We start from the raw sequence: 25,013 nt of genomic DNA on the forward strand, positions 1-25,013 counted from the left end.
TCTCTCCTAAACGATCTATCTTCCACCATTGCGGAATTTTTGTGTATACGTCTTAACATCCTGAGCGTTCTTGACCCGGTTACGGGCCCATTCCAGCAATATCCGGTCGATATAACGAAAATGAACCTTCCCCGCAAATACGGATTCCTTGAGTGCTAACAGAATCAGCTCCTCAGGATATCGGTCTTGATCCACCCAGCTGGAAATCGTCTCACATTCCATTGGAGACAGCGGGCGCCCGAATTCCTTCTCGAAAATACTGAATAGATTCCGGCTCTCCTCTTTATCTCCAAGTGAAGAAGGAGATGTGGGGGGAGTTCCGAATCCTCCACCTGACGCAGCAGCCCGGGGAGCTGATGTTGCATATGCCCCTTTGTCCTTATCTTGCTCATTTTCTTGTACAGCTGTCGCAAGATAAGCACCTAGCTTTCCATATAGCCCTGAGAAATTGTAGCGTTCATAATGGATATCTCTTAGCTCATCGTTGTCTCCATCGATGCTAATGAAACCTTCCTTCATGAGCTTCTGCAATTCTCCGGCGAGAACGGAAATGCTACGACCAGTTACGACCTGAAGCTCCTCCAGAGAAGGGAACTCAATCCCTTCCACTTGCCTGAAGGAGAGCAGATGAATCAGCAGCATCGCTTCACTTCCGCTTAAATTCAGCTTCCGGTAATACTTCAGTAAAGCGTAAGGTATGACGGCCATTCCGTTCTCCAGACCGAAGGAGACGCCTTCGCTCCAGGTACTCCATGTCTTGCCGTCCATGTGCTTCCCCCTTTGTTCAAATCCTAAGAACTTATGGGTAGAGGCGGTACAGTGTACGTGGGAATGGAATAGTCTCACGTACATGGTCAAGACCACAGATCCAAGCTACAGTACGCTCAAGCCCAAGTCCAAAACCGGAGTGAGGTACAGATCCGTAAGTACGCAGATCCATGTACCATTTATAAGAGTCCATCGAAAGATTGTGCTCTTTATAACGCTCTTCAAGCAGCGCAGGATCATCGATCCGCTGTGAACCCCCAATAATCTCTCCATAACCTTCAGGAGCGATCATATCAGCACACAGTACGACTTCAGGACGATTTGGATCCGGCTTCATGTAGAACGCTTTGAATGAAGCAGGATAATGAGTAATAAATACAGGTTTATCGTATGCTTCAGCGATTGCTGTTTCATGAGGTGCACCAAAATCATCACCCCAAGCAATATCTTCAAAGCCTTTATCATTCAAGAACTTGATCGCATCGTCATAAGTAATGCGTGGGAATGGTGCTTTGATATTCTCCAGCTTGGAAATATCGCGGCCTACCGCTTCCAACTCCGCACGGCAATTCTTCAATACGGATTGCACTACGAAGCTAATAAACTCTTCCTGAACCTTCAAGCTTTCTTCATGATCTGTGAAGGCCATTTCCGGCTCGATCATCCAGAACTCGATCAAGTGGCGACGAGTCTTAGATTTCTCCGCACGGAAGGTTGGTCCAAAGGAATATACACGGCCCAGTGCCATAGCTGCAGCTTCCATGTACAATTGTCCACTTTGGGTCAGGTAAGCATCCTCATCGAAGTATTTCGTGTGGAACAAGTTAGTAGTTCCCTCTGCTGACGTTGGCGTCAGAATCGGAGGATCCACCTTTGTAAATCCGCTCTCGTTGAAGAACTGTTGGATTGCCCGGATAATCTCCGCACGAATAACCAGAACAGCCCGCTGCTTCGAGGCACGGAGCCAGAGGTGACGGTGATCCATCAAGAAATCAACGCCATGCTCTTTCGGAGTAATTGGATAATTCTCTGTAAGGTGCAGAACTTCAATTCCGGTAACAGTCATTTCAAAACCGGATTGACTGCGAGGCTCCTCACGAATAATACCGGTCACATACAATGAGCTTTCCTGTGTGAGGCTCTTAGCTGCATCCCATACCTCTTCAGGCACTTCTGATTTCACTACAACTCCCTGAATATAACCTGTACCATCGCGAAGCTGCAGGAACTGAATTTTACCACTGGAGCGCTTGTTGTTTACCCAACAACCGATAACAACACTTTCTCCAACATGTTCATTCACGTTCTTGATTACACTCTTGTTAGCCATGCCTTCAATCTCTCCTCTAATTTAGCCGTTAATTCCTTGCACAATACGGTTTGTATCACGTGCGATGACAAGTTCTTCGTTAGTCGGAACTACAAGCACCTGCACTTTGGAATCTACCGTAGAGATACGACGCGGGTCGCCGGAGCGAACTTTATTAGCTTCAACATCCAACTCAATACCCAGGAACGTAAGGTTATTTAGCAGTTTCTCACGTAGCAATGAAGCATTTTCACCAACACCAGCAGTGAATACGACAGCATCTACACCGTTCATAGCAGCCGCATAAGAACCGATATACTTGCGCAAGCGGTACTCATACATTTCAAAAGCTAGCGTGGAATTAGGCTCACCTTTTTCCATACCCTCAATAATATCACGCATATCACTGCTTACGCCCGAAATTGCTAGAAGTCCACTATGTTTGTTCAACATGGAGTTAACTTCGCCTACGGACAATTCTTCCTTGTTCATCACGTAAGGTACAATTGCTGGATCAAGATCACCACTGCGAGTACCCATCATCAAACCTTCCAGAGGAGTCATACCCATGGAAGTATCCACAGACACTCCATCTTGAACTGCAGTTACACTACCTCCGTTACCGATATGACAAGTAATGATCTTCAGATCTTCCAACGGACGCTCCAAGTACTCCGCAGCAGCTTTGCTTACGAAGTCGTGTGATGTACCGTGTGCGCCATAACGACGAACTTTATATTTATTGTACAGTACTCTAGGAATCGCGTACATATAAGCTTTTTCAGGCATTGTTTGATGGAATGCAGTATCGAATACAACAACCTGCGGTACACCCGGCATATTTACTTCAGAAGCCGTAATCCCCATCATTGCTGCTGGGTTATGCAGGGGTGCAAGGTCAAACAATTGACGAATTTTAGTCTTGGCATCAGCGTCCACAAGTGCGGAAGCTTTGAAGAATTCACCACCATGTACTACACGGTGACCCACAGCATTGATTTCTTTAATGGATTCAATAACGCCATGCTCTTTATCCGTTAGGCAAGCTAGAACTTTACGAATCGCTGTGTTATGCTCCAAAATTTCACTTACTTCTGTTACTTCAGCTTTACCAGTAGGTTTATGGTTCAGAATGGAGGAATCCATCCCGATACGTTCCACCAAACCTTTAGCCAAAACGGATTCATCAGCCATATTGTACAATTGATATTTTAAAGAAGAACTACCGGAGTTAATTACTAGAATATTCATATACGGTCACCATCCTTGTCGTACTGGAAGAAGCCTTCGCCTGATTTCATACCCAATTGTCCTGCACGCACCATCTTCTTAAGGATCGTGGAAGGACGATATTTCAGCTCACCATATTCACGGAACATATTTTCGAGTGCAGCAAGAACCGAATCCAGACCAAATCTGTCAGCCATTTCAAGCGGTCCATATTGGAATTGATAACCAATACGCATAGCATCGTCAATATCCTGTGCGGAGGCAACGCCCTCTTGCAGTACATGCATAGCTTCGTTGATAAACAAGCAAATGAGGCGTGATGTTACAAATCCTGGGGATTCATAAATCATTACACCTTTTTTCTCAACAATTTCATCAACAAAGGATTTTGTATCTTCAAAAGTAGCATCTGAAGTTTTCAGACCGCGTACAATTTCAACAAGATCCACTTTAGCTACAGGGTATATGAAATGCATTCCGATCACGCGTTCCGGATACATTGTAGAACTTGCAAGTTCAGTCAAGCTAAGTGTTGACGTATTGCTGGCAAGAATAATGTGGTTTGGACATACTTGATCCAGTTGATTTAATATTTTTTTCTTTTCTTCTAAATCCTCAACGATTGTTTCGATAACCATGTCACAAGAGCTCAGCTCTGCGAAATGTGTCACTTTTTGAATGCGGCTAAGAATCAGCTTCTTCTCAGCTTGAGTGATCGCCCATTTCTCCAGTTGCTTATCTAGACTTGTCTCGATCATTTCGTAGGAGTAGTCCAGTTTCTCAGGGGTTTTCTCCACCAGCAATACATCCAGGCCCTTGGCTGCCAGCATTTCGGCAATCCCTTGTCCCATTGTGCCACCGCCGATGACACCAATTTTCTTGAAATTCATAAAAAAGTCTCCATCCTTTCAGGTATCTATACTTTTGTATTGTACCTTGTCTGTCGCAAAAATTTATAAAGCCCGACATATAATGATATCTTAGCATGCCTGAAAAGTAAAAAAAAATAACCAGCATAAATATTTATGCTGGTAAACGCACGCTGTCACGAAATTGACATCGAAATTGCTCTCCAGAGAGCACTTCTTCCTTCATTAAAATGTCAAGGGAGTAATCAAATACATTTCGTTGCTTTTCAAGGTGGTCGTGAGTACGTACCATCAACTCGTCCAATATTTTACTGTTTTCCTTCATAAGCTCTTCAGTGGTAACCATTTCCAGTTTGGCAATACCCAACGAAGTCAATCCGGATTTCATCATGGTTTCGACAATATTCAGGGCCTGATCAAAATCGCCACGTGAACCTGTGCTTCGTCCGCCATAATACATTTCTTCTGCAGCCGCTCCACCAAGTGCGATCATAATCTGATCTTCGAGATAATCTTTGGTGTACAGATACTGCTCTTGCTGAGGATTGTGACGTACATAACCAAGGGCTTGCCCCCGCGGAGTCAGCGTAACCTGACTGACACTTCCCGGACGAAGCAGTTCTGCCATAATGGCATGTCCCAATTCGTGGATCGCCACCCGTTTTTTCTCTTCGTGGTTAGTTTCTCTGTCCGTTTTTTCCCCCATCATAACCTTGTCAATCGCCATCGACAGATGCCGCTGCTCAACCTCTGTCAATTCCTCACGCATCATATAAATTGCTGCCTCATTCATAACACTTTCGAGCTGAGCACCGGAAAAACCATAGGCTTCTTCGGAAATTTTGTCGAGGTTCACATTGGCATGAAGCGGCTTATTTTTGGCATGCAATTCGAGAATCGATCTGCGGCCTTTTTTATCAGGCATGTCCACTTGAATATGACGGTCAAACCGGCCAGGACGCAGCAATGCTGAATCAAGCATTTCTTTACGGTTAGTGGCTGCTACCAGTAGAATGCGTGGTGTTTCGTTGTTATAGATCCCGTCCATCTCAGTCAACAGCTGATTCAAGGTCTGATCATATTCTCGCTGCTGTCCGCCCTCACGCTTACCGCCAATTACGTCAATTTCATCTATGAAAATAATAGCGCTTTGCTTGTTTTCCTTAAGGGCGCGGGTACGGGCATCCTTAAACAAATCGCGGATACGGCCGGCACCGACACCTACGTACATTTCTACAAACTCACTGCCTGATGCTGCCACAAATACAGAGTTTGTATAATGTGCTGCTGCTCTAGCCATAAGGGTCTTACCTGTTCCTGGAGGGCCTGTAAGCAGAATCCCTTTCAAAGGCCGAATCCCGAATTTGCTGATTTCCTCATGCCGGATCAAAAAATCCAACGCTTCACGAAGCTCCTGTTTTGCATTGTCTTGCCCGCCAATTTCTTCAAAAGTAAGCTTTGAAGGTCCATCCTTCTTGCGTTTCTTCCCGGCACCTGCATTTACCGCAAGTCCGCCTCTTAAATGAGCAATGATAAGTAAGGCCGTGAGCATCCCAGCAGCAATTACAATCGGGAATATATTAATGCCTAGAAAAGCCATAAAAATAAACAAGACAGGAATAAATCCGATTAGAATTTCTTTAAGGTATTTAGGCATTATTCCATACCCCCAATGTCGCAGGTTTACGCGGCAAAATAATAAATTTGCTTTCTTTTCCATTACTCAAGCTTACATAGACATTATTGTCATCAATTTCTGTTGAGGCTATCACATTTTTATATTGCGGATATTGCGCTTTGAGTCCATCAAGTTCTGTGGGTATAAGTGTATATTTACGGCTCTCCATGGCTTCGGCTACAGAGAACATCGCTTTATCCCAGTATTCATCCAGCAGTTCACTGGAGTTCTGTTCTACATCAAGTTTTAGTGTACGTCCATCAATCATCGATTTTCCTTCTTGGGAGACGTACTGAACCAGTTCACGTAATTTCGTGCCTGGCTGGAGATCAAGTTTCAAAGTGACCTCATTGCGGTTAATACTGATATGAGAATTATTGACGCCCTCATATTGAGATACAATCTTCTGAAGTGGTTCCTGCATTGCAAACTGACGATACAAAAAGAAGCCACCAAACAATAGAGTAGCCGACAGTAGAGACGTTATCAGCACAGGTACAAGACGTAATTTCAAGAAACGTCCTCCTCTCAAAGATGACAAAATATAAAGCTCATTATAATAATTTATAGCTACTTGAGAGCTCATCAGAGAGACTGAAGTCTCTTATTGCTGTTCTAATTACAAGTAGTAGTATATCACAGGTGTATATACTAATTTCAAAATAAATGTGAATATATTTAAAATTTAATTTTTTAAATATTTCCATCAATACCAAATAAATTCCTCACTTTCGACAAAATCGGCCTTGATTTTTAATCAATCGGCCTATTTTCGTATGTGAATATAAGAGAATATTCGGTGATAACCACCCATTCAGTATATCACTTAGTATATCACTTTTGTACATCAAATAAATGTAAACAAGCGAACTTATAATAAGTTCGCTTGTTTACTATGCCACCCTTAATTTCCTTATGTTCAGCTTAACTTTTAGGTAAACTGTAACCTTCGCCCATTCGGGACCCATCCGAAAAGCGATAAAATTGATAATAATACCGACCGCTCTGTTTATAAAAAAGCTGCCAAGCATACTCTCCGTTATATACTCCCGGCAGCAAGCGTTCAATCGTTATGTCCGGAAGATCAGCTTTGATAATGCCGCGTATTTGGGCTTCCGAGGTTCCTTTACTTAGTTCCTCAGCAAACACTGCGTCGTCGCCTTCAGCAAATTTTCCATCTACCGTAAAGCGGACCCAGACCATAAGAGCAGTCCCGGCTTCATTTTTCCCTGTTAATACCCAGTACACTGCATTTTCATCCCAAACCGATTTTTGTGCTTTGGTTACCTCTGTTAGACCCGCTCTGGTTTTGGCAACATCCTTAGCGATATCACGCTCGTTCCATTGATCTTTCATAATATAGGCATAGAACTGGATAAGTCCAAACCCCAGGAGCAGAATCAGAACTGACCCCAGGAGGATCCATTTTTTCCTTTTCTTCAAGGTACAGCTCCCTTTCTAGTAATATATCTTTTTTGATTATATAACACACCCGCGCGTTTATCCAAAATTTCATAATTTTCTAGCTTTCCCAGCCTTAAAAATACACAAAAGGCCGCAACTTTTGCTAAAAGCAAAAAGTCGCAGCCTATTATTTATTCGTTATTCTCCAGACTTAACGCTTCAATAAACCTTCGAAGGCTTCTTGCGCTTTACGCCGGATAGCTTCCTCATCCAGGGTTAAGCATTGTCCATGCTTGATGACCTGTTTACCATTCACCCACACATGCTCAACATCCTTAGCGCTAGCAGAGTAAACTGCATGAGACAACAGATCTGTGTGTGGCAGCAAATGCGGCTGATCGATATCAATAGCAATGAAATCTGCTTTCATCCCTACAGCAAGTCTGCCTACATTATTTAAAAAGATGGACTGCGCGCCATATTCTGTAGCCATACGCAGAGCCTCTGGAGCTGGAACAGCCGTTGGATCACCGCTGACACCCTTATGAATGAGAGCTGCAAGCCGCATCTCTTCAAACATATCCAAGTTATTGTTGCTTGCCGCGCCATCCGTGCCAAGAGACACCTTCACACCAGCTTTTAGAAGATCAGTAACCCGAGCCACTCCGCTAGCCAGCTTCAAATTACTGCCCGGATTATGAGATACACCCACATTATGGCGAGCCAAGATCTCAATCTCTTCATCATTTAAATGAACACCATGTGCAACTATCGATGGACGTGTGAACATGCCAAGCTTCTCTAAGTGAGCTACAGGACGCAACCCGTAATCCGCCACATTTTGTTCCACTTCACGTTTCGTTTCGGACATATGCGTATGCATCGGTAAATCCAGATCATGCGCTGCCTGCACGAACTTAACCAGGAAGTCCGGAGGGCAAGTATAAGGGGCGTGCGGCGAGATCATAGTAGTAATTCTACCTTCAGCCTTTCCATGCCAGTTACGGGCAAAAGAAATCGCTTCCGCAAGCTTGTGATTCTGTACATCCTCTGGACATAACCCGATCACACCACGCATCAATACGGAACGGATACCTGATAACTCAGCTACCTCGGCTACTCGGTCCATATGATCATACATATCGAGGAAGGTCGTAGTTCCACCCTTCAGCATTTCCAATACAGATAAGGAGGTTCCCCAGTATACATCATCACCGGTGAACTTTTCCTCCATTGGCCACATCTTCTCCTGAAGCCACACTTGTAGCGCTAAATCATCTCCATATCCACGCAGCAAAGACATCGCCGCATGACCATGTGTGTTTACAAGTCCAGGCATGAACAGCAGACGGCTGCCATCAACCACTTGCACTCCAGCTTCCATCTGAGGCTCTTCTTTTCCTATGTAAGTGATTAAATCATCTTCAATAGTCATATATCCACTCAGAACCGGCTCATCCGTTCCCGGAGTCAGAAAATACCCGCCCTTAATTATCGTTTTATTGTTGTTCATGTTCGCTTTCTTCCTTTCCATCCCGCAAGTAATAAGCAAGACTTTGCAGATCAGTTGTAAAATCAGCTGCATGCACCCGGATATTCGGTGGTGTCTTCAGAATCACAGGGGCAAAGTTCAAAATCGCTTCAATCCCAGAAGAAATGAGAATATCTGCTACATTTTGAGCTTCTGAATCAGGTACGGTAATAATGGCAATGCGAATACCTTGCTCACGAATTGTGCTGCCTAGTTCATCCATCGGCTGCACAGTAAGGGAGTTGATCTTACGTCCAACCTTAGGAGCGTACGAATCAAATATAGCCGTGATTTTCATAGTATCTTTAAGATATGCATTGTAATTAGACAAGGCATGTCCGAGATTACCTGCTCCAACTAAAGCTACATTAAGCTGTTGATCCAGCTTCAGGATATGACGGATTTTCTCAATAAGATACGTTACATCATAGCCGATACCTTTTCTGCCGAAGTCACCAAAATATGCTAAATCCTTACGAATCTGTGCGGGATTAAGATCAAGCTTTTGTCCAAGTTCCTGAGAGGAAACTGTTAATATTTCGCGATTCTGGAGATCATTCAAAAAACGCAAGTACACAGGCAGTCTGCGAACAACGGCTTCTGATATTTTATCCGATTTCATATTTTTCCTCCTAAAAATAGTAATGTTCTTGTGAAAATCCATATTCAAACGTCTACCTCTCCTTATTAAGGACGGTACTGTAACACACCGCCCTTAAGGATAAGGAGGAGCTAAACTGAAGACGAGCGTTTTAAGAAGCGCCGCCATCCTCTAGCCATTCCGCTATGCGAGGGACCATTTGATCAGTAAGCATATGCTCCATTTTGGGACCAGGCAATGAATAAAGGAAATACTTCCCGTAATGAGATTCAATAACCCTTGTATCATAAACAATAACTATTCCACGATCCTGCGCCGTGCGAACCAGTCTTCCGAATCCCTGCTTAAAACGAATAACCGCTTGAGGAACAGATAATTTCATGAACGGATTCTTCTTCTGGGCCTGCAATAACTCCGACTTCGCTTCCGCCAACGGGTGATTCGGCGGTTGAAACGGAAGTCTCACGATGGCCAGGCAAGTCAGTGCTTCACCTGGAATATCTACACCTTCCCAGAAGCTGCTCGTCCCCAGCAATACGGATGCTGCACTGTCCTGAAAGCGGCGGATCAACTTGCTCCGGCTGCCACCTTCCACGCCTTGACCAAGCACCGTAATCTCTTGTGAGGCCAAAGCCTCTTTAAGCGGATCATATACCTGACGCAGCATTTTATAAGAAGTAAACAGAACCAGCATCCTCCCACGTGTTGTTTTAGCAGCTTCCGATAATGACTGTACGAGTGTATCGACAAATCGAGCATCGCCCACACTCCCCTTCACACTAGGAAAATCACGCGGTATAACTAGCAGTGCCTGCTCGCGATATTTAAAGGGAGATGGAAGGAGTGAGGTCATTAGACGTCCCTCTTCTGCAGCTTCGTTAAGTCCGAGATTATCAATCATAAATTGAAAAGATTTATCTACAGATAGCGTCGCCGAGGTAAGCACGATGCTTTTTTTCTTATCGAAGAACAACTCTTTAAGCTGGTTGCTAACATCCACAGGGACGGCATACAGCTGTAGGGATTTGCTGCGGTAATTTCCATTTGCCTCCAGCCAATATACTACATTATCGTCATTCAGCCCCATAAAGAATCTTACTTGCTCACGTATGGAAGCCAAATCTTTAAATAAACCGCTAATATCAGTAACAAGGCTGTCTGCTGAGGATTGGCTTTCCTGGTCACGCATCTCGTTAAGCATTTTATCACCCTTACGGATGATGTCGCTTAACGTCAGATTCATAGTGTTCTCTAGCGCAACCAATTCATCCCAATCCTTCGGCTTACGGGCAGGAAGCAACCGCATAACCAGTTGTCCCGCTTCTCCTGCCCCTGCATCACTGCGTTCCGGCAATAGGCTGAACAGCTTGTCGCTGAGTGCATCCCAGGTTTCTTTGACAGTAAGCAGATCCGGGTAGATCCGATCGATGACTCCGCTCCATTCTGAAGCCTCTTCACTGCCTGACGACTGTAATATTTGACGCAGAGCAGGGAGCTGTCCGTTTCGGCTATCTTTATACAGTCGCGATAACGTGTGTGCCACCGTGAAATGCTTCATATGCATGCCAAGATGTTTACCAGCCACATCTTCTAAATGATGTGCTTCATCAATGACAAGATGCTCGTAAGCCGGAAGCAGCTGGTGCCCAGCCTTAACATCTGCGAATAGCTTGGAGTGGTTCGTAATAACCACATCAGCAATCCCAGCTTCATGCTTGGCCCTATGATAATAACATTTGCGGAACCAAGGACAAGAACGGCCCAGACAGGAATCGGTATCGCTTGCCACCGTCTCCCAGAAGTCACCGCCCCGGCCGCTTAAATTCAGCTCTTCATCATCCCCTGATTCACTTTGAGTGAGCCATACAATCATCTGAGCTGCAGTAAGCGCATCTTCCCTTGGGCTTATAAAGTCCTTCTTATTAATTTTATGCTCAAACTTACGCAGACACAAATAATGCCCTCTTCCCTTAAAAATAGCAGCTTTAAACGGAAAAGGAACTACCTGCGTTAACAAAGGGATATCCCGCTCGCGCAATTGGTCCTGCAGATTAATGGTATGAGTGCTGACCATGACTTTTTCATTGGTGCGAACGCTTTGATAAATGGCAGGCAACAAATAACCGAGCGATTTACCGGTTCCTGTGCCCGCTTCGATCAGTAGGTGTTTGTCTTCGGCAAGTGCCGTCATCACCTCATTGATCATAATATCCTGAGCTTCCCGGCTTTCATACTGCGGTAATGTGTCTTTAAGTCGTTTGGTTACTTCGTCCATATAATCAGTAAAAGATAAATTCGCTAGCGGATTCTCAGCATGCTCATCTCTAGGTGGCGCTAACTCCGTCCAATCTCCTACTGCAAGCGCTAATTGACGATAGAAAGTCAGATCACCTTCGGGCTGTAGCGTTTCCGCTTCCCGCTCTCGCAGCAGACCATCAAAGTACCAGCCCAGATCACTATCCTCTTCGGTAAACAGCTCACAGAGTCTCTGGATCGTAAGCAGCGGCAGCTCGTAGAGCTCCTCCAGACATTTCAGCAGCACTAAAGCAGTCGCAAGTGCATCACTATCTGCCTGATGCGGACGATCATGTGTCACTCCAAAATGAGCACTGACAGAGCCTAGTTGATAAGATGTGAGCGAAGGAAAGCAAATTTTCAGAAAATCAATCGTATCCAAAATCCGCCCTTGAAATGGCAAATAACCACAACGATCTAAAGCATTTTGTAAAAAATGGAAGTCGAAAGCGACATTATGCCCTACAAGCACAACATCATCCAAGAGCGGAACAAGCTCCATCATCATCTCATCCAGCTCAGGCGCATCCTTAACATCATCATCGGTAATCCCCGTCAGACCTGTTATAAAAGGAGGAATCGGCGTTCCGGGCTTGACATAGGAACCATATACCCGGGAGATGGACCGGTCTTCTTCTATAATTGCAAGGCCAACCTGGATAATTTCACCCACGGATTGGGTTCCTGTTGTTTCAAAATCAAGCACGGCAAATTTCATTATAATTCTATTCCCTTTCAATTGAGACTCTTAATCAGCATAACAGAAGTTGCGAAAAAAGGCGATGCACACCACTGGTTCAGGGGATGCATCGCTTGAATGGAAATTTCCAAAACCGTTATTCTTTTACAAAAGGGAAACCAGCTGATTTCCAAAGTGCAGCTTCCCTCCACGACGGCGGCATACCTCTAAGTTAACGTTTGGTTCCGGAAGCGCAGGGTCATGCTGCAAAGCAAGATCAAACAATTCCTGCGCTTCATTGAAACGTTCCTGTGAGGCTCGTATGCAGCCTAAAGCATTATAAACCATGGCTTTCAGCTTGGTTTCCCGTATCAAGCCCAGCATATGGTTCAGATGACTCCAAGCGGCCTCACCGTCACCTTCCTGCAGATAAGAGATGGCTAAATATAATCGAGCAGCCAAGCTATCCGGGTATTGCGCAATAACTTCTTTAAACTGATCAATACACTTTCCATACATCAGCAGCTTATAATACCCCTGACCTCTTACAAAGCAATCCATACACAGCTCTGGTGCTTCCTGTTCCGGCACTTCCTCTTCGACCTCTGCTGTAAAATCAGCACTTTCGCGAAAGGAACTAAGCTTCTCAGCAAAAGCGAGCCATTCATCCATCACTTTATCGCTCAGTCTATGCAGCATATTATAATTGCATAAAAGCTCGTTCCGGCGGGCACCCTCCGCTGTAGGGTAATCTGTTACGATCTCCTGAAGCACCTTGTTCATTTCAGCAAACAAATGTTGAAACATGGGCGATCCCCCCTTACTGAAGATGAAATCAGTTCAGCTTGCCTGACTTCATTTTCTGCGAGATCGGGGTCTTTCATCCCTGCCATTCATTACATGGCGTAAGTCCATACATTAAGCGATTGTAGCATGCAATTCATGATCAGCCAGCTTCACTGGTTTGTTATTCTCATCCACGAATACCACCGTTGGCTTATGTGACTCCAGTTCTTCCGAGGACAACATCGCATAGGAAATGATAATTACTGTATCGCCCGGCTGAACAAGACGAGCTGCGGCACCATTAAGACAGATCACTCCGCTTCCACGCGGTCCAGGGATTACATAGGTTTCCAGTCGCGAACCATTATTGTTATCCACAATTTGAACTTTTTCATTCTCAAGAATGTCTGCGGCTTCCATCAAGCTCTCATCAATGGTAATACTGCCCACATAGTTTAAATTCGCTTCCGTTACTGTTGCGCGGTGAATTTTGGATTTCATCATATGTCTAAACAAGTGCAGCAACCTCCTTTGGAATAAATACATTATTATCAATTAAGCGTGTTCTGCCAAACTTCACGGCGAGCGCTATTATAATTTCCCCATCCACTTCTGATAAAAGAGCTTCATCCTCTAATCCTTCAAGATCAGGGAATGTTAGGATCTCCGCATAATCAATCACCGCTAGAGGAGAGCTGGAAATAACCGATGTCAACAATTCCCGCACTTCAGCAACGGTTGTTACTTTTCCTTCTTCAATAGACTGACGTGCTTCACGTAAGGAACGAGATAACACCAATGCCTGACTACGCTCCTCTGGAGACAAGAATACGTTACGTGAGCTGAGTGCAAGTCCATCCCCTTCACGAACGATCGGACAAGGAATAATTTCGACATTCATATTAAGATCGGACACCATTCGGCGAAGCACAGCAACTTGTTGAGCATCCTTCAGCCCAAAGAAAGCATAATCCGGCTGTACGATATTGAAGAATTTATTAACCACTGTGGTTACACCATCAAAATGCCCAGGGCGGGAAGCCCCACAAAGACGGGTAGTAAGCTCCGATACCGAGACCGTAGTCCGAGTAGGCTGCGGATACATTTCTTCCACACTGGGGATAAATACAATATCTACTCCCTCACGTTCAGCGAGTTCCAAATCACGACGCTCGTCACGCGGATAGGAATCATAATCCTCGTTTGGCCCGAATTGCAAAGGATTCACAAAAATGCTCATTACCACTGTGTTGCTCATTTCTCCAGCCCGGCGAAGCAGACTGGCATGTCCGTCATGCAAGTATCCCATCGTAGGAACGAACCCAATCGGGGCGTGCCCGCCTTGTCTCATATACTCCAAAGCTTCGCGCAGCTGCTCAATGCTTCTGACGACTCTCATTTATTTCCCTTCCTTTCTTGCAGCGCCATATAAAGATTCCAAAACCGTTTCATCTGCATTAAAAACGTGACTTTCATCTGGGAAGGAACGTTCCTTCACTTCCTTCACATATTGGCTGATGCCCTCACGGATTACATTACCCACATCCGCATAGGTTTTGACAAAACGTTTCTCACGGTAAGGTGAGGCATACCGCAGCAAATCATGGAAAACCAATACCTGTCCATCACAGTAACGGCCTGCACCGATCCCAATGGTTGGGATGCTAAGCGCTTCAGAGATCGCTTGGGCTACTTCTTCCGTTACCAGCTCCAGAACGATTGCAAAAGCACCTGCGGCCTCAAGCGCCTTAGCTTCATCCATCAGGCGTTGCGCATCTTTGGCATCTTTGCCTTGAATCCGGTAGCCACCAATCATATTCACGGATTGCGGAGTAAGCCCGATATGTCCCAGTACAGGGACTCCCGCAGCTACCACCGTAGCTACAGTCTCACAAATCTCGAGTCCACCTTCCATTTTGACGGCATGAGCCCGCCCTTCCTGCATTAATCTGCGCACTCCCCGCAGAGTTTCATCTACACTTCCGTGATAAGTCATAAATGGCATATCCGCCACGATAAAGGTGCTTTGTGCTCCTCGAGTTACCGAGCGGGTATGGTACACCATATCTTCAATCGTTACCGGTAAAGTTGTATCGTATCCAAGGACTACATTCCCAAGAGAGTCACCAACCAAAATAAGGTCGATACCTGCTTCTTCTGCAAGAACTGCAGACGGATAATCATAAGCGGTCAGCATGCTCAGTGGCACACCTTCTGCTTTCATTTTTTTCATTTTTAAAATATTTAGCGCTTGTTTGTTTGCCATTTCTCTTTTCGTCCTCCTTTTTTAAGTAACCTGCCCGTAAAAATCGCAACAAAAAAACCTTTTAGCAATCATTTGCTAAAAAGGTCCGAAGGGCAAAAAAGAGTCACTTGCGATCGTCCCTTCTGTCTCGGTCCTTACGGCTCAGAGCAGAATCCAACGTAACCGTCAAACGCAGTTATGAAGGTATTTCCAATAATAAAAATATAAAAAAGTTCTTCAGTTCAAGAGTACAGTTCGTTAAACGATACCGCCTCCGACCCATAGTATAACAAAAAAAGCTCGGAATTACACGAAAAAAATATGACAAGGGATGATACCCTTGTCATATAAAAAATATTATAAAAGTTCAATTTCACCTGAGCATACGTTAGAGATCTCTCCTAAGCTGTTTTTAAGCAGCAGACCACCTATTTCATCCAAACCTACTACCACACCTTCGGAACGCCCCTGAGGGCTATTCAGTGCGATCTGGCGGCCCAAAGTCACTGACATGGACTCCCATAGTTCTTTGATGGGTTTAAAACCTTGCTTCATGTACAAATTGTAATGCATCTCCAGCTCGTCCAAAACTGCTTTTACCAGCTCAGAACGGTCAACTGGAGCACCCCCCCGCTCAATCCGAAGTGAAGTCGCGACCTCCTGCAGATGATCAGGATAATCTTCCTCTGTCATGTTCGCGGAAATGCCAATTCCAGCAATGCAATAATGAAGCTCCCCTTCTCTTAGAGAAGATTCGAGTAAAATCCCACAAATCTTACGACCGCCTGCGAGCAGATCATTCGGCCATTTGATGCCGGCATCTACACCTGTTACCCGTCGAATTGCCTTACAGACGGCAACCCCAGCCAGCAATGTCAGCTGCGGAGTCTCCGACAAGGGTAATTGGGGCCGTAACACAATACTCATCCAAATGCCCTTGCCACGGGGAGAAAACCACTTTCTTCCCATTCGGCCTCGGGCGCCCGTCTGTTCTTCCGCGATGACAGTTGTCCCTTCCGGCGCGCCGTTTTCCGCTAAAAACTTAGCTTCTTCTTGAGTGGACACCACAGATTCCAGCAACTGAATGTCGCCTACCCAATTCGAAGCGGAGGTCTCTCGCTTCAGCTCAGTTAGCGACAGCGCTTTATCATCGCTCATGTCCATCCATCCTTTTTGCTTCAAGCAGTAATAATTGTTTATCGTTAGGTAAATCACCTGAAGCGACCGCTTGCAGGAGTCCATTTAACATTTTGCCTAGCCATGGTCCCGGACGTTTGTCCAAAGCCTCCACCAGCTCATTGCCTGTAATCTCAAGCTCTGAAAGGCTGGTTAGCGGCATTTGAGCGATCCATTCTCTTGCCGCTTGTACATTTACACGGGCAGGTGTTGTTGAGGCCTCTGTCGATTCCACGACGCAAAAGGCAGAAGAGGCCGCAGTAGGAAGTGCAGGTGCAGCTGCTGGCAGGATCGCCAGCAGCGAGAGCCACCCTTCGGCGGCTTCCACGCCGAAGGCCAGCACGGCGGCGATCCATTGCCGCCGCAGACCTTCCATGCCGCCCTTACCCGGCGGCATGGCCTCTATCGCAGCGGTCCAAGCTTCGTGGACCCGCAGCACCTGGACGACGGCGCTCCGCGTCGTCCCCGAGAACGTCCATGCCCGCAGCAGAACATCGGCCTCTTGGGCCGATTGCTTCAGGGCATGGAGGAGAAGCGCCCACCGCAGGCGGGCGCTCTCCAGTTCCCCGATCCCGGCCGTTAAGGCGGCAGCAGCCGCCATATCGGTTCCGGTCCAGGGGAACGGGGCTTTGCCGCGCGCCAGCAGCTCGCAGCGCGCTAGCATGCCGAGGCCGCGCAGAGGATGCGGCCCCTCGACGATGCGGTCCAGCTCCGCGCGGACACGCTCCACAGCAATATGCGCCAGCTTATCCCGCTGGCGCATCAGGCCCCTCCACGTGTTCTTCGCGATGGAGAAATCAAGCACCGATGCAAAACGAATGCAGCGAAGCATGCGAAGCGCATCTTCGTCAAACCGCTCCTCCGCATCGCCTACACAGCGAATCACCTGCAGCTGTAGATCCTTCTCACCCTCAAAAGGATCAATAAGTTCCCCATTTAATCCACAGCAAATCGCGTTGATCGTGAAATCACGACGACGAAGATCCTCCTTCACATCGTTGACGAAAAAAACATGCTCTGGACGACGGTGGTCTACATAACCACTTTCTGTCCGGTATGTTGTCACTTCAAACGCACAACCATCCTGTATCACGGTGACCGTACCATGAGCTAATCCTGTTGGCACACTGCGCGCAAAGATAGCTATCACTTCCTCCGGCAGTGCTGAGGTTGTAATATCCATATCATGCACTGGCCTACCCAACAGCTCATCGCGAATACATCCTCCAACCCAATAAGCCTCGTGACCATTTTGGGTTAACTCGGAAATTACAATCTCCGCTGCAATTGCCATCGCAGAAGGTGCCATTGTCCATTCCATATATGACTCCTTACCCCCGAACCGGGTCCAGTCCAAGTACCTTGCGCCCCAGCACCCGGTAATAAATATCTTCATATTGTTTCGTTATCGAATCCTTACAGAAATCTTTGCAGGCTGTTTGTAGACAAGCTTCTCTGAACTGTTGCACCATACGTTCATCCGACAGGAGCTTAACTGCATATTTAGCCATAGCCGTTGTATCGCCAATCGGTGCAAGGAATCCAGTCTTTCCATGCTCTATAAGCTCAGGGATGCCTCCGGTTTGCGAGCCAATCGTCGGTACGCCGCAAGCCATTGCTTCCAGAGCAACCAGACCAAAGCTTTCCTTCTCGGAAGGTAGCAGAAGCAGATCAGCTAAAGAGATCACCTGAGCGATTTCATCCTGCCTTCCCAGAAAACGAACTTTATCTTCCAGACCCATTTCGCTAATTTTGGCTTGAATTTTGGGAAGATCCGGACCTTCACCTACAAGCAGCAGGCGTGAAGGCAGTTCACGATTCACTTTTGCAAAAACGTCAACAACATCGCTGACTCTTTTTACAGGACGGAAATTACTGATATGCATCAGAATCTTCTCATCAGGCGCTGCGAAATCTCCCCGCAGATCCGTTACATCACGCGGATAATAGACCCGATGATCCACGAAGTTATAAGTGAGATCAATGTCGCGGGTAATATCGAGTACGTCCCGTGTTTCTCTAATAAGATCCTGAGAGACCGCTGTAACGGCATCACTTTCATTAATCCCCAGACGAATCAAATCTTTAAGCGATTCATCCTGACCAAGCACCGTTATATCCGTACCATGCAAAGTCGTTACAACCTTCATATCGTTCCCAAGCATTTGCTTTGCAAGGAAAGCACACACTGCGTGTGGCACTGCATAGTGAACATGGAGAAGATCCAGATTTTGCATTTTGGCAACCTGAGCCATCTTCGTAGCAAGCGCTAGATCGTACGGAGGATAGCGGAATACATAATAATCGTTTACTTCTACCTCATGGTAAAAAATATTTTTCTGAAACGTTCCCAATCGGAACGGGATACTATGTGTAATAAAATGAACTTCATGACCCTTCTCGGCCAAGAGTTTACCTAATTCAGTCGCAACTACGCCTGAACCGCCAAGAGACGGATAACAGGTAATTCCTATTTTTAGTATACGATCCATCTTCCTGTCTCCTTCTTCTCCAGTATTGATTCGTGTAATGAATCATCTATTGTTTGTCGGCCGCTTTCAAAAAAGCGAAGCGAACACCGTTTCTTTCAAAATCACACAGGACTTCATTTCTCTAAGCTGTTCAAAAAAAGCTCTCAGGAGCGCAATGGCGTATTCATTCCAAGCGCTCCTGGATCAATCATAATCAGCTTATTATATTATCATACAAACTTCGTTATATCCGTTTCTTAAGTAAACAATTCCACCGTATGAGGTACCTTGGTTGCAAACCCTTCTGCATAAGGAATCAGTCTGCGCTGGCCAAGCAGCATATCTCTCGAACGGACTCGTTCAATGTAGCCTTCCGTTAACGGTGTGGATACAGTATCCGCACCCGGAGGTTTGGTGAACTGGGAGCGATAGCAGGACAATGCCTGCTCCTTCAAGCCATATTGTTCAGTAACATCAACAATAAGATCGGTACGTCCTAAATCATTGATAAAATAGAAGTACAGCTGTGGAGCAGGAATTGCCGGCTTGTCCGGCATATATTTACGTAGCTTGGCATTAAAAACAGCCTCTTCCACCAGCTTGCTACAGGCGATATGATCGGGATGACGATCCTCCCAATAAGGAGCAAAAACTATCGTAGGAGAAAAGCGGCGAATTTCAGCAGTCACAGCCGCCACATGCTCTGCTGTAATAAAAAGCCCTCTATCTGGCAGACCCAGGTTTGTCCGCACGGATGCTCCGAGAAGGTCTGCAGCTTGCTGCGCTTCTTGCTTGCGAAGTTCTACTGTACCGTTCGATGACATTTCCGCGGCTGTTAAATCGCAAAGTCCCACCTTAAGTCCCGCAGCGGTATGTTTTGCAATTGTTCCTGCCATACCAATCTCCGCATCATCTGCATGCGCACCAAATACAAGAATGTCCAGCTTCATTCATCAACACCCGGTTTGTATTTGTGAACCAGTGCACGCCAAGCAAAATCACCACGATCAATCGCCTTCACAAGAACCTCCGCTGTGGCAATATTCGTAGCTACCGGTATCCCGTATACGTCACACAGACGAAGCAGAGCTGAAATATCAGGTTCATGTGGCTGCGCCATTAATGGATCCCGCATGAAAATAATAAGATCCAGTTCATCCTGTGCTACCATGGCACCGATTTGCTGATCTCCACCTAATGGACCAGACATGTAACGATGAATTTTTAAGTTAGTTACATCCATAATCCGTTGGCCAGTAGTCCCTGTAGAAAATAGTTCATGACCTTCAAATACATGTTCATAAGCTAATACAAAATTTACGATTTCATCTTTTTTACGATCGTGGGCAATAAATGCGATCTTTAACATGGTGTTCTCTCCTGTCTATTCTATAAAGTGCTCGAATCCATAGATCAAGCCTGTATATCCCATTACCTTTTCAATACCCATCTTAACGCCTGGCATATATCCTGCACGCTCATAAGAATCATGGCGAATCTTCAAAGATTGTCCGAATCCACCAAAAATCACTTCTTCTTGAGCAAACACACCAGGAAGACGGACACTATGTATCCGGAATCCGTTATAGTAACCACCACGGGCACCTTCAATGGTTTCTTCCTCTTTAGGATTACCTTGACGAAGTTCCTCACGAACTTCCGAAATCATCTCTGCGGTTTTGACCGCAGTTCCAGATGGAGCATCCAGTTTCTGGTCACCATGATACTCTATAATTTCCAGATGCGGGAAGTACTTTGAAGCTTGTGCCGCAAATTTCATCAATAGAATAGCTCCAATGGAGAAATTCGGAGCAATAAGTCCGCCAATCCCCTGTTCTTGACACTGCTTGTCCAGTTCCACCATCTGCTCCGGTGTGAATCCGGTTGTACCGATAACCGGACGCACTCCGTACTTAATAGCTAGCGCTGTATTCGTATACGCTGACTGCGGTGTAGTGAAATCGACAAGGACATCTCCGTTGCTTCCCGCGAGGGCGGCCTCAAGATCAGAAGTTACAATAACGCCTGAGTCTTCCAGACCTACCAGACGCCCTGCATCAATATCGCCCGAAGAACGATCTACTGCTGATGCTAACTCCAGCTCTTCGTCCTGCAATACAAGTTTAACAACCTCTTTACCCATTCTTCCGCCTGCGCCGGATACAACGACCCTGATCTTGTTATTCATATTTTTTCCATCCTCGCTCTCACTAGTTATATAGTTATTGCATATACGATTGTATGGATTTCTGAAGGTCTCTCATCAATTCCCGCAAGCCAGAATCATCCGGATGTAACGAAATCACTTCTTTTAAGGCAGTCATAGCTTGTAAATGTTCATTCACTCGGCTATGCGCGATAGCAAGCCATACATAAGCATCCCCATATAATGGATCAAGGGTAATAGCCTCTTTGAGCAGTGTAATCGGATGATAAGGGTTGCGAGTTTTGTTATCTTCATCTTCTATCAACCGTTTGGCTTCTTGTACATGCATCATAGCCTGCAAATGCTGCAGATGCAGACTATACTCAGGTTTGCTGGTGTCCAGCTTTACAGCAGCCTGAGCATGAACTAAAGCTTTATCTAGCATACCACTGCGGGCATACGTTATGGAACAACGATATCTAACCTCGGCATCAGCAGGGCTTGCTGCAATTGCAGACTCGAAGCAAACAATAGCTTCGGCAAAGTCACTGCGCAATATCGAGCGGTAGGCCTCTCTTACATAATCCTTATGATCCATATACACACCATCCTCACGGCTAAATCCCGTTCGTTTGGTACAGCATATGTTATAGAGGCCTAATCGGTGTCTTTCGGCGTCCAACGTCCCGCATCACGGGTATTAAATTTATGCATTACCTTATTATGCGCTTCCGTCAGGTCTATCCCGAGAGAATTTGCAAAACAAACGGTAATAAACAGAATATCTCCCAGTTCAAGTTCAATGGAATTCTCAGCTTCATCAGACTTCTTAGGCTTCTCGCCGAACTCATGATTGACCTCTCTAGCCAGTTCTCCGACTTCCTCGGACATGCGGGCCAGCATAGAGAGTGGACTGAAGTACCCTTCCTTAAACTGCGATATATAAGCGTCTACTTCACGCTGTATGTCACCAAGACTTTTGTCCATAAAATGTAACTTCTCCCCCTCTGTATATCTTGCCTTCTGTTTGCCCCTATGTTATCGTAAAGACGTTTTGAAGACAATCTTTTTTGAATATTTTAACACACGCAAGAAAAGGTATACTTATTATAGGAAAAGAAAAACTGCCTACAAAAGGCCTAACGAGGGATTTCATGAATTCAAAAAAGGTAATTACAATCAGCAAGACAGTCGCTCCCATCTTGCTCGGAGCCGCAGTATATGCCTTCGGGCTACTGTATTTCATCATTCCTAATCAGTTGATGGAAGGCGGCGTAACCGGGATCACACTTCTCCTTAATTATGCCTTTAGTATTCCCATCTTTTTATCCACACTGCTGATCAATCTTCCTTTGTTTCTGCTAGGCTGGAAAGTTCTAGGCGGGCGGCAAATTGTGTATACAGGTGTAGGGATTGGGGCATTGACCTTTTTCCTGTGGGTTTTCGAACGAATGATTACTGCGGGATGGATTATCCCCTTCAGTACCGAACACGACTTTATTCTTGCGGCACTGTATGCAGGAGTAACGCTTGGAACGGGGCTTGGGCTTGTATTCCGTTTTGGGGGTACAACAGGTGGTGTAGATATTGTCGCAAGAATTCTGGGACGGAATTTTGGTTGGAGCATGGGGCAGATTATTTTGGCCATCGACATTATTATTATTGGCTCTTCCATCCTCTACATTCCTAAAGAAAAAATACTTTACACACTCGTCGCAGTTTTTATCTCATCACGAGTGATAGATTTTATCCAAGAAGGCGCCTATGCTGCCAAGGCATTTACAATTATCAGTGATGAAGCACCACAAATTGCCGATCTGATTACAGCCGAAATGGACCGTGGTGTAACCCTCATCCCTGCCATTGGTGCTTATTCCAAGCAAGCCAAATATATGGTGTACTGTGTAGTCTCAAGGCAAGAAATCCGCCGGCTAAGTCTGCTGGTCAAATCCGTTGATCCACGCGCCTTCGTAATTATTAGTGATGTACACGACGTACATGGAGAAGGCTTTCGAGAAACCTAAATAAAAAGGAGTGTAGGCCATTTCAAGCCCACACTCCTTTTTGCTGTTTATAATTTCATCCTACGGAATCGGCTTCCAATTCTGATTCTGACCACGATACTTGCGATAGGCTACATAGGCTAACGCAGCTATAATGAAGCTTGCGGCTAACCCTCCCCAAATCCCAAATTCTTGCGATGCCAGCGGCAAGGACAAAGCAGGTTCATCCTTCTCTTTTCCGAACATTACTCTTACCGCATCCTGACCATAAGATACAATTTCAAGCAGGCGGGCACGTTCAACCTTTTGTGAGGACGAAGGAATACCGGCCGCATATGAGAGCCAGGAATCAAAAGCATTCACAACTTCAGGCTGGCGGGAGACAATCACTGCCGGCCGGATGTTATCATACCTGCCCTGCAGTCTTTCCAGAGCTGTTTTCCAGCCCGCCAAATCATTTGCAACCGCACTTTGCTCCATCGCATTTAGATCCTCACGAATCAGCTTGTAGTACTGAAGCCAAATAGGCTGGCGCGGATGATTAAGACTGTTGGCAGCTAGACGTAGCTTGGCGGCTGCCGCTTCCCATTGCTGTGAATTTATTTTCGCGCCTGCCACGGTAGCCTTCAGGTCCATAATGACCCCTGACAATGCATTAATACCCTCCACAGAGGTCATTCCTTCAAAGGATGAGGACACAAAGATCTTGGAGATCGCTTCGGTCTCCTGTCGGACCTTCATTACATCTCCTTCCAAAACATACCCATACAATGCCGCAGCAGCTTGTTCCAGCTGCTGCGCTCCAGTCTTTCCGCTCATTACTGCCAAACCGTTGCCCGAACTAATGTCGGCGCTTTGCTTCGAAGCTTTGCCAGACCCTTCACCAGCATCCCCTAGCGCTGCTGAAGCCTTTACAACATCCATACTGGACAGCAGCCAGCAGAATACTAGAACAACCACTACATAATATCTCCCGCGGAGCATGAGACATCCCCCTCCTACTTAAGAAGAAACGACGTTGTCGTCTTTTAAAGACGATATTCGTTTCTCGTAAAATTATAAGGATAAAGCATAGTATAAAACTTATACTTCTTATAATTCTAAATGTATGGCAGGGGGACAAGGGATAGAACTGCTTACTAACGTCTATTCTTGAACTGATAGATTGACTCTACCGGTCTTTGTCTTCTACTAAACAACCAAGCAGCTGCAACACTAAGCAGCGTAAGCACCATTGTAAAGTACTGTACCTGTATAACATAATCGTTCAAAACAGAAGGTAACCACGGATAGATTCCGTAAGAATAATCCAGCATATCGTTGGCGAGTGTCCAAAGCAGGGCTAATGGAATCATTTTGCGGAAAGAAAAAAACCTCGCATAAATCAATGCTTCAACTGCCATCCCCGTATGGGAGATTACCAGCATCCAATCTTTCCAAACCAAAACATCACCGTGATAACCCCCGGCAAAAATAATACTCACTGCCCATATCCCGTACTTCACTGACGTAACGACCGCCAAAGCCTCAATAAGTTCCCTTACATTGTTTCCTGTGTAGCTTTTTGGAGGGAAGAGCATCAGCAACAGAGCCAAGGTAAAAAACAAACTTGCGGTTGGGCTATCCGGAACAAATGGAAGCAGCCAGTGTGGATAATTAGCCGCAGTGAACTCCAGTTGATTGCCATACCATATGTAACCATAAATTGTACCCAGGAAATTTACGATAAATAACAACCAAATAATTCCCCGGTTCTTAAACAGTTTGTTAAACCAATGAACTGGCATACAGATTATTAACCTCCCCAAGTAATGGCACTTTA

General features: G+C 45.7%; 25 protein-coding genes. 1 reads left to right on the forward strand and 24 read right to left on the reverse strand.

The genetic code is table 11. The features are described from left to right. Positions 1-15: 15 nt before the first annotated feature. The 22 genes from MHB37_RS21420 to MHB37_RS21525 all read right to left on the reverse strand — a co-directional run bounded on the left by MHB37_RS21420 (position 16) and on the right by MHB37_RS21525 (position 22,175). A complete protein-coding gene (locus MHB37_RS21420; RefSeq protein ID WP_076302747.1) occupies positions 16-768 on the reverse strand; it encodes a DnaD domain-containing protein in 753 nt (250 codons plus the stop codon). Between the two features lie 31 nt (positions 769-799). Beyond that, positions 800-2,098, reverse strand: a complete 1,299-nt coding sequence (asnS, locus tag MHB37_RS21425; RefSeq protein ID WP_036676308.1) for an asparagine--tRNA ligase — start codon at positions 2,096-2,098, stop codon at positions 800-802. A gap of 21 nt (positions 2,099-2,119) precedes the next feature. Then, positions 2,120-3,328, reverse strand: a complete 1,209-nt coding sequence (locus MHB37_RS21430; RefSeq protein WP_405168475.1) for an acetate/propionate family kinase — start codon at positions 3,326-3,328, stop codon at positions 2,120-2,122. Continuing rightward, positions 3,325-4,197 (reverse strand): 3-hydroxyacyl-CoA dehydrogenase family protein, encoded by an 873-nt coding sequence (locus MHB37_RS21435; protein WP_036676304.1) that lies wholly within the window; start codon positions 4,195-4,197, stop codon positions 3,325-3,327. Before MHB37_RS21435 ends, MHB37_RS21430 begins: the two co-directional genes overlap by 4 nt. Positions 4,198-4,330: 133 nt before the next feature. After that, a complete protein-coding gene (locus tag MHB37_RS21440) occupies positions 4,331-5,833 on the reverse strand; it encodes an AAA family ATPase (RefSeq protein ID WP_076127550.1) in 1,503 nt (500 codons plus the stop codon). Continuing rightward, positions 5,826-6,368: a hypothetical protein gene (locus tag MHB37_RS21445; protein WP_076127549.1), complete on the reverse strand. Its 543-nt coding sequence runs from the start codon at positions 6,366-6,368 to the stop codon at positions 5,826-5,828. The genes MHB37_RS21440 and MHB37_RS21445 overlap by 8 nt, the downstream gene beginning before the upstream one ends. A 410-nt stretch (positions 6,369-6,778) precedes the next feature. After that, positions 6,779-7,297, reverse strand: a complete 519-nt coding sequence (locus MHB37_RS21450; protein ID WP_036676299.1) for a DUF5590 domain-containing protein — start codon at positions 7,295-7,297, stop codon at positions 6,779-6,781. A 172-nt stretch (positions 7,298-7,469) separates the two neighbouring features. Beyond that, positions 7,470-8,771: an amidohydrolase gene (locus MHB37_RS21455; protein ID WP_076183988.1), complete on the reverse strand. Its 1,302-nt coding sequence runs from the start codon at positions 8,769-8,771 to the stop codon at positions 7,470-7,472. Then, positions 8,758-9,411, reverse strand: coding sequence for a redox-sensing transcriptional repressor Rex (locus MHB37_RS21460; protein ID WP_036676294.1), 654 nt, complete (start codon positions 9,409-9,411; stop codon positions 8,758-8,760). Before MHB37_RS21460 ends, MHB37_RS21455 begins: the two co-directional genes overlap by 14 nt. A gap of 130 nt (positions 9,412-9,541) precedes the next feature. Continuing rightward, positions 9,542-12,403, reverse strand: coding sequence for an ATP-dependent DNA helicase DinG (dinG, locus tag MHB37_RS21465; RefSeq protein ID WP_405168476.1), 2,862 nt, complete (start codon positions 12,401-12,403; stop codon positions 9,542-9,544). Positions 12,404-12,529: 126 nt separating this feature from the next. Further along, complete coding sequence (locus MHB37_RS21470; protein ID WP_076183993.1) at positions 12,530-13,171, reverse strand: M48 family metallopeptidase; 642 nt, start codon at positions 13,169-13,171, stop codon at positions 12,530-12,532. Between the two features lie 111 nt (positions 13,172-13,282). Beyond that, complete coding sequence (gene panD, locus MHB37_RS21475; protein WP_036676288.1) at positions 13,283-13,666, reverse strand: aspartate 1-decarboxylase; 384 nt, start codon at positions 13,664-13,666, stop codon at positions 13,283-13,285. Continuing rightward, entirely contained in the window at positions 13,659-14,549 is an 891-nt protein-coding gene (panC, locus tag MHB37_RS21480) for a pantoate--beta-alanine ligase (RefSeq protein WP_036676286.1), read from the reverse strand. Before panC ends, panD begins: the two co-directional genes overlap by 8 nt. Then, entirely contained in the window at positions 14,550-15,416 is an 867-nt protein-coding gene (gene panB / locus MHB37_RS21485; RefSeq protein WP_405168477.1) for a 3-methyl-2-oxobutanoate hydroxymethyltransferase, read from the reverse strand. A 336-nt stretch (positions 15,417-15,752) separates the two neighbouring features. Beyond that, complete coding sequence (locus tag MHB37_RS21490) at positions 15,753-16,553, reverse strand: biotin--[acetyl-CoA-carboxylase] ligase (RefSeq protein WP_076310298.1); 801 nt, start codon at positions 16,551-16,553, stop codon at positions 15,753-15,755. Beyond that, positions 16,543-17,892: a CCA tRNA nucleotidyltransferase gene (locus MHB37_RS21495; protein ID WP_405168478.1), complete on the reverse strand. Its 1,350-nt coding sequence runs from the start codon at positions 17,890-17,892 to the stop codon at positions 16,543-16,545. Before MHB37_RS21495 ends, MHB37_RS21490 begins: the two co-directional genes overlap by 11 nt. A gap of 10 nt (positions 17,893-17,902) precedes the next feature. Continuing rightward, the gene (bshA, locus tag MHB37_RS21500; RefSeq protein WP_405168479.1) at positions 17,903-19,063 is read right to left on the reverse strand and encodes an N-acetyl-alpha-D-glucosaminyl L-malate synthase BshA; all 1,161 of its coding nucleotides are present in this window, start codon (positions 19,061-19,063) and stop codon (positions 17,903-17,905) included. A gap of 236 nt (positions 19,064-19,299) precedes the next feature. After that, a complete protein-coding gene (gene bshB1, locus MHB37_RS21505) occupies positions 19,300-19,992 on the reverse strand; it encodes a bacillithiol biosynthesis deacetylase BshB1 (protein WP_076127533.1) in 693 nt (230 codons plus the stop codon). Next, positions 19,989-20,411, reverse strand: a complete 423-nt coding sequence (gene mgsA, locus MHB37_RS21510; protein WP_036676275.1) for a methylglyoxal synthase — start codon at positions 20,409-20,411, stop codon at positions 19,989-19,991. Before mgsA ends, bshB1 begins: the two co-directional genes overlap by 4 nt. A gap of 15 nt (positions 20,412-20,426) precedes the next feature. Next, positions 20,427-21,230, reverse strand: coding sequence for a 4-hydroxy-tetrahydrodipicolinate reductase (dapB, locus tag MHB37_RS21515; protein WP_405168480.1), 804 nt, complete (start codon positions 21,228-21,230; stop codon positions 20,427-20,429). A 34-nt stretch (positions 21,231-21,264) separates the two neighbouring features. Beyond that, positions 21,265-21,786, reverse strand: coding sequence for a tetratricopeptide repeat protein (locus MHB37_RS21520; RefSeq protein WP_036676272.1), 522 nt, complete (start codon positions 21,784-21,786; stop codon positions 21,265-21,267). A gap of 59 nt (positions 21,787-21,845) precedes the next feature. After that, positions 21,846-22,175, reverse strand: coding sequence for a nucleotide pyrophosphohydrolase (locus MHB37_RS21525; protein WP_036676271.1), 330 nt, complete (start codon positions 22,173-22,175; stop codon positions 21,846-21,848). A 167-nt stretch (positions 22,176-22,342) separates the two neighbouring features. On the opposite strand from MHB37_RS21525, the gene MHB37_RS21530 reads away from it, so the two are divergent. Then, entirely contained in the window at positions 22,343-23,212 is an 870-nt protein-coding gene (locus MHB37_RS21530; RefSeq protein WP_076127532.1) for a YitT family protein, read from the forward strand. A 60-nt stretch (positions 23,213-23,272) separates the two neighbouring features. Here MHB37_RS21530 and MHB37_RS21535 read toward each other — a convergent pair whose 3' ends face one another. Beyond that, positions 23,273-24,175 carry a sporulation protein YpjB gene (locus MHB37_RS21535; RefSeq protein ID WP_405168481.1) on the reverse strand — a complete coding sequence of 301 codons (903 nt, stop codon included), beginning with the start codon at positions 24,173-24,175 and terminating at the stop codon, positions 23,273-23,275. Between the two features lie 155 nt (positions 24,176-24,330). Further along, entirely contained in the window at positions 24,331-24,978 is a 648-nt protein-coding gene (locus MHB37_RS21540) for a DUF1405 domain-containing protein (protein WP_076127528.1), read from the reverse strand. Between the last annotated feature and the right edge of the window lie 35 nt (positions 24,979-25,013).

It is taken from the genome of Paenibacillus sp. FSL H3-0286, assembly GCF_045040705.1.
Taxonomy (GTDB): Bacteria; Bacillota; Bacilli; order Paenibacillales; family Paenibacillaceae; genus Paenibacillus_AQ; species Paenibacillus_AQ odorifer.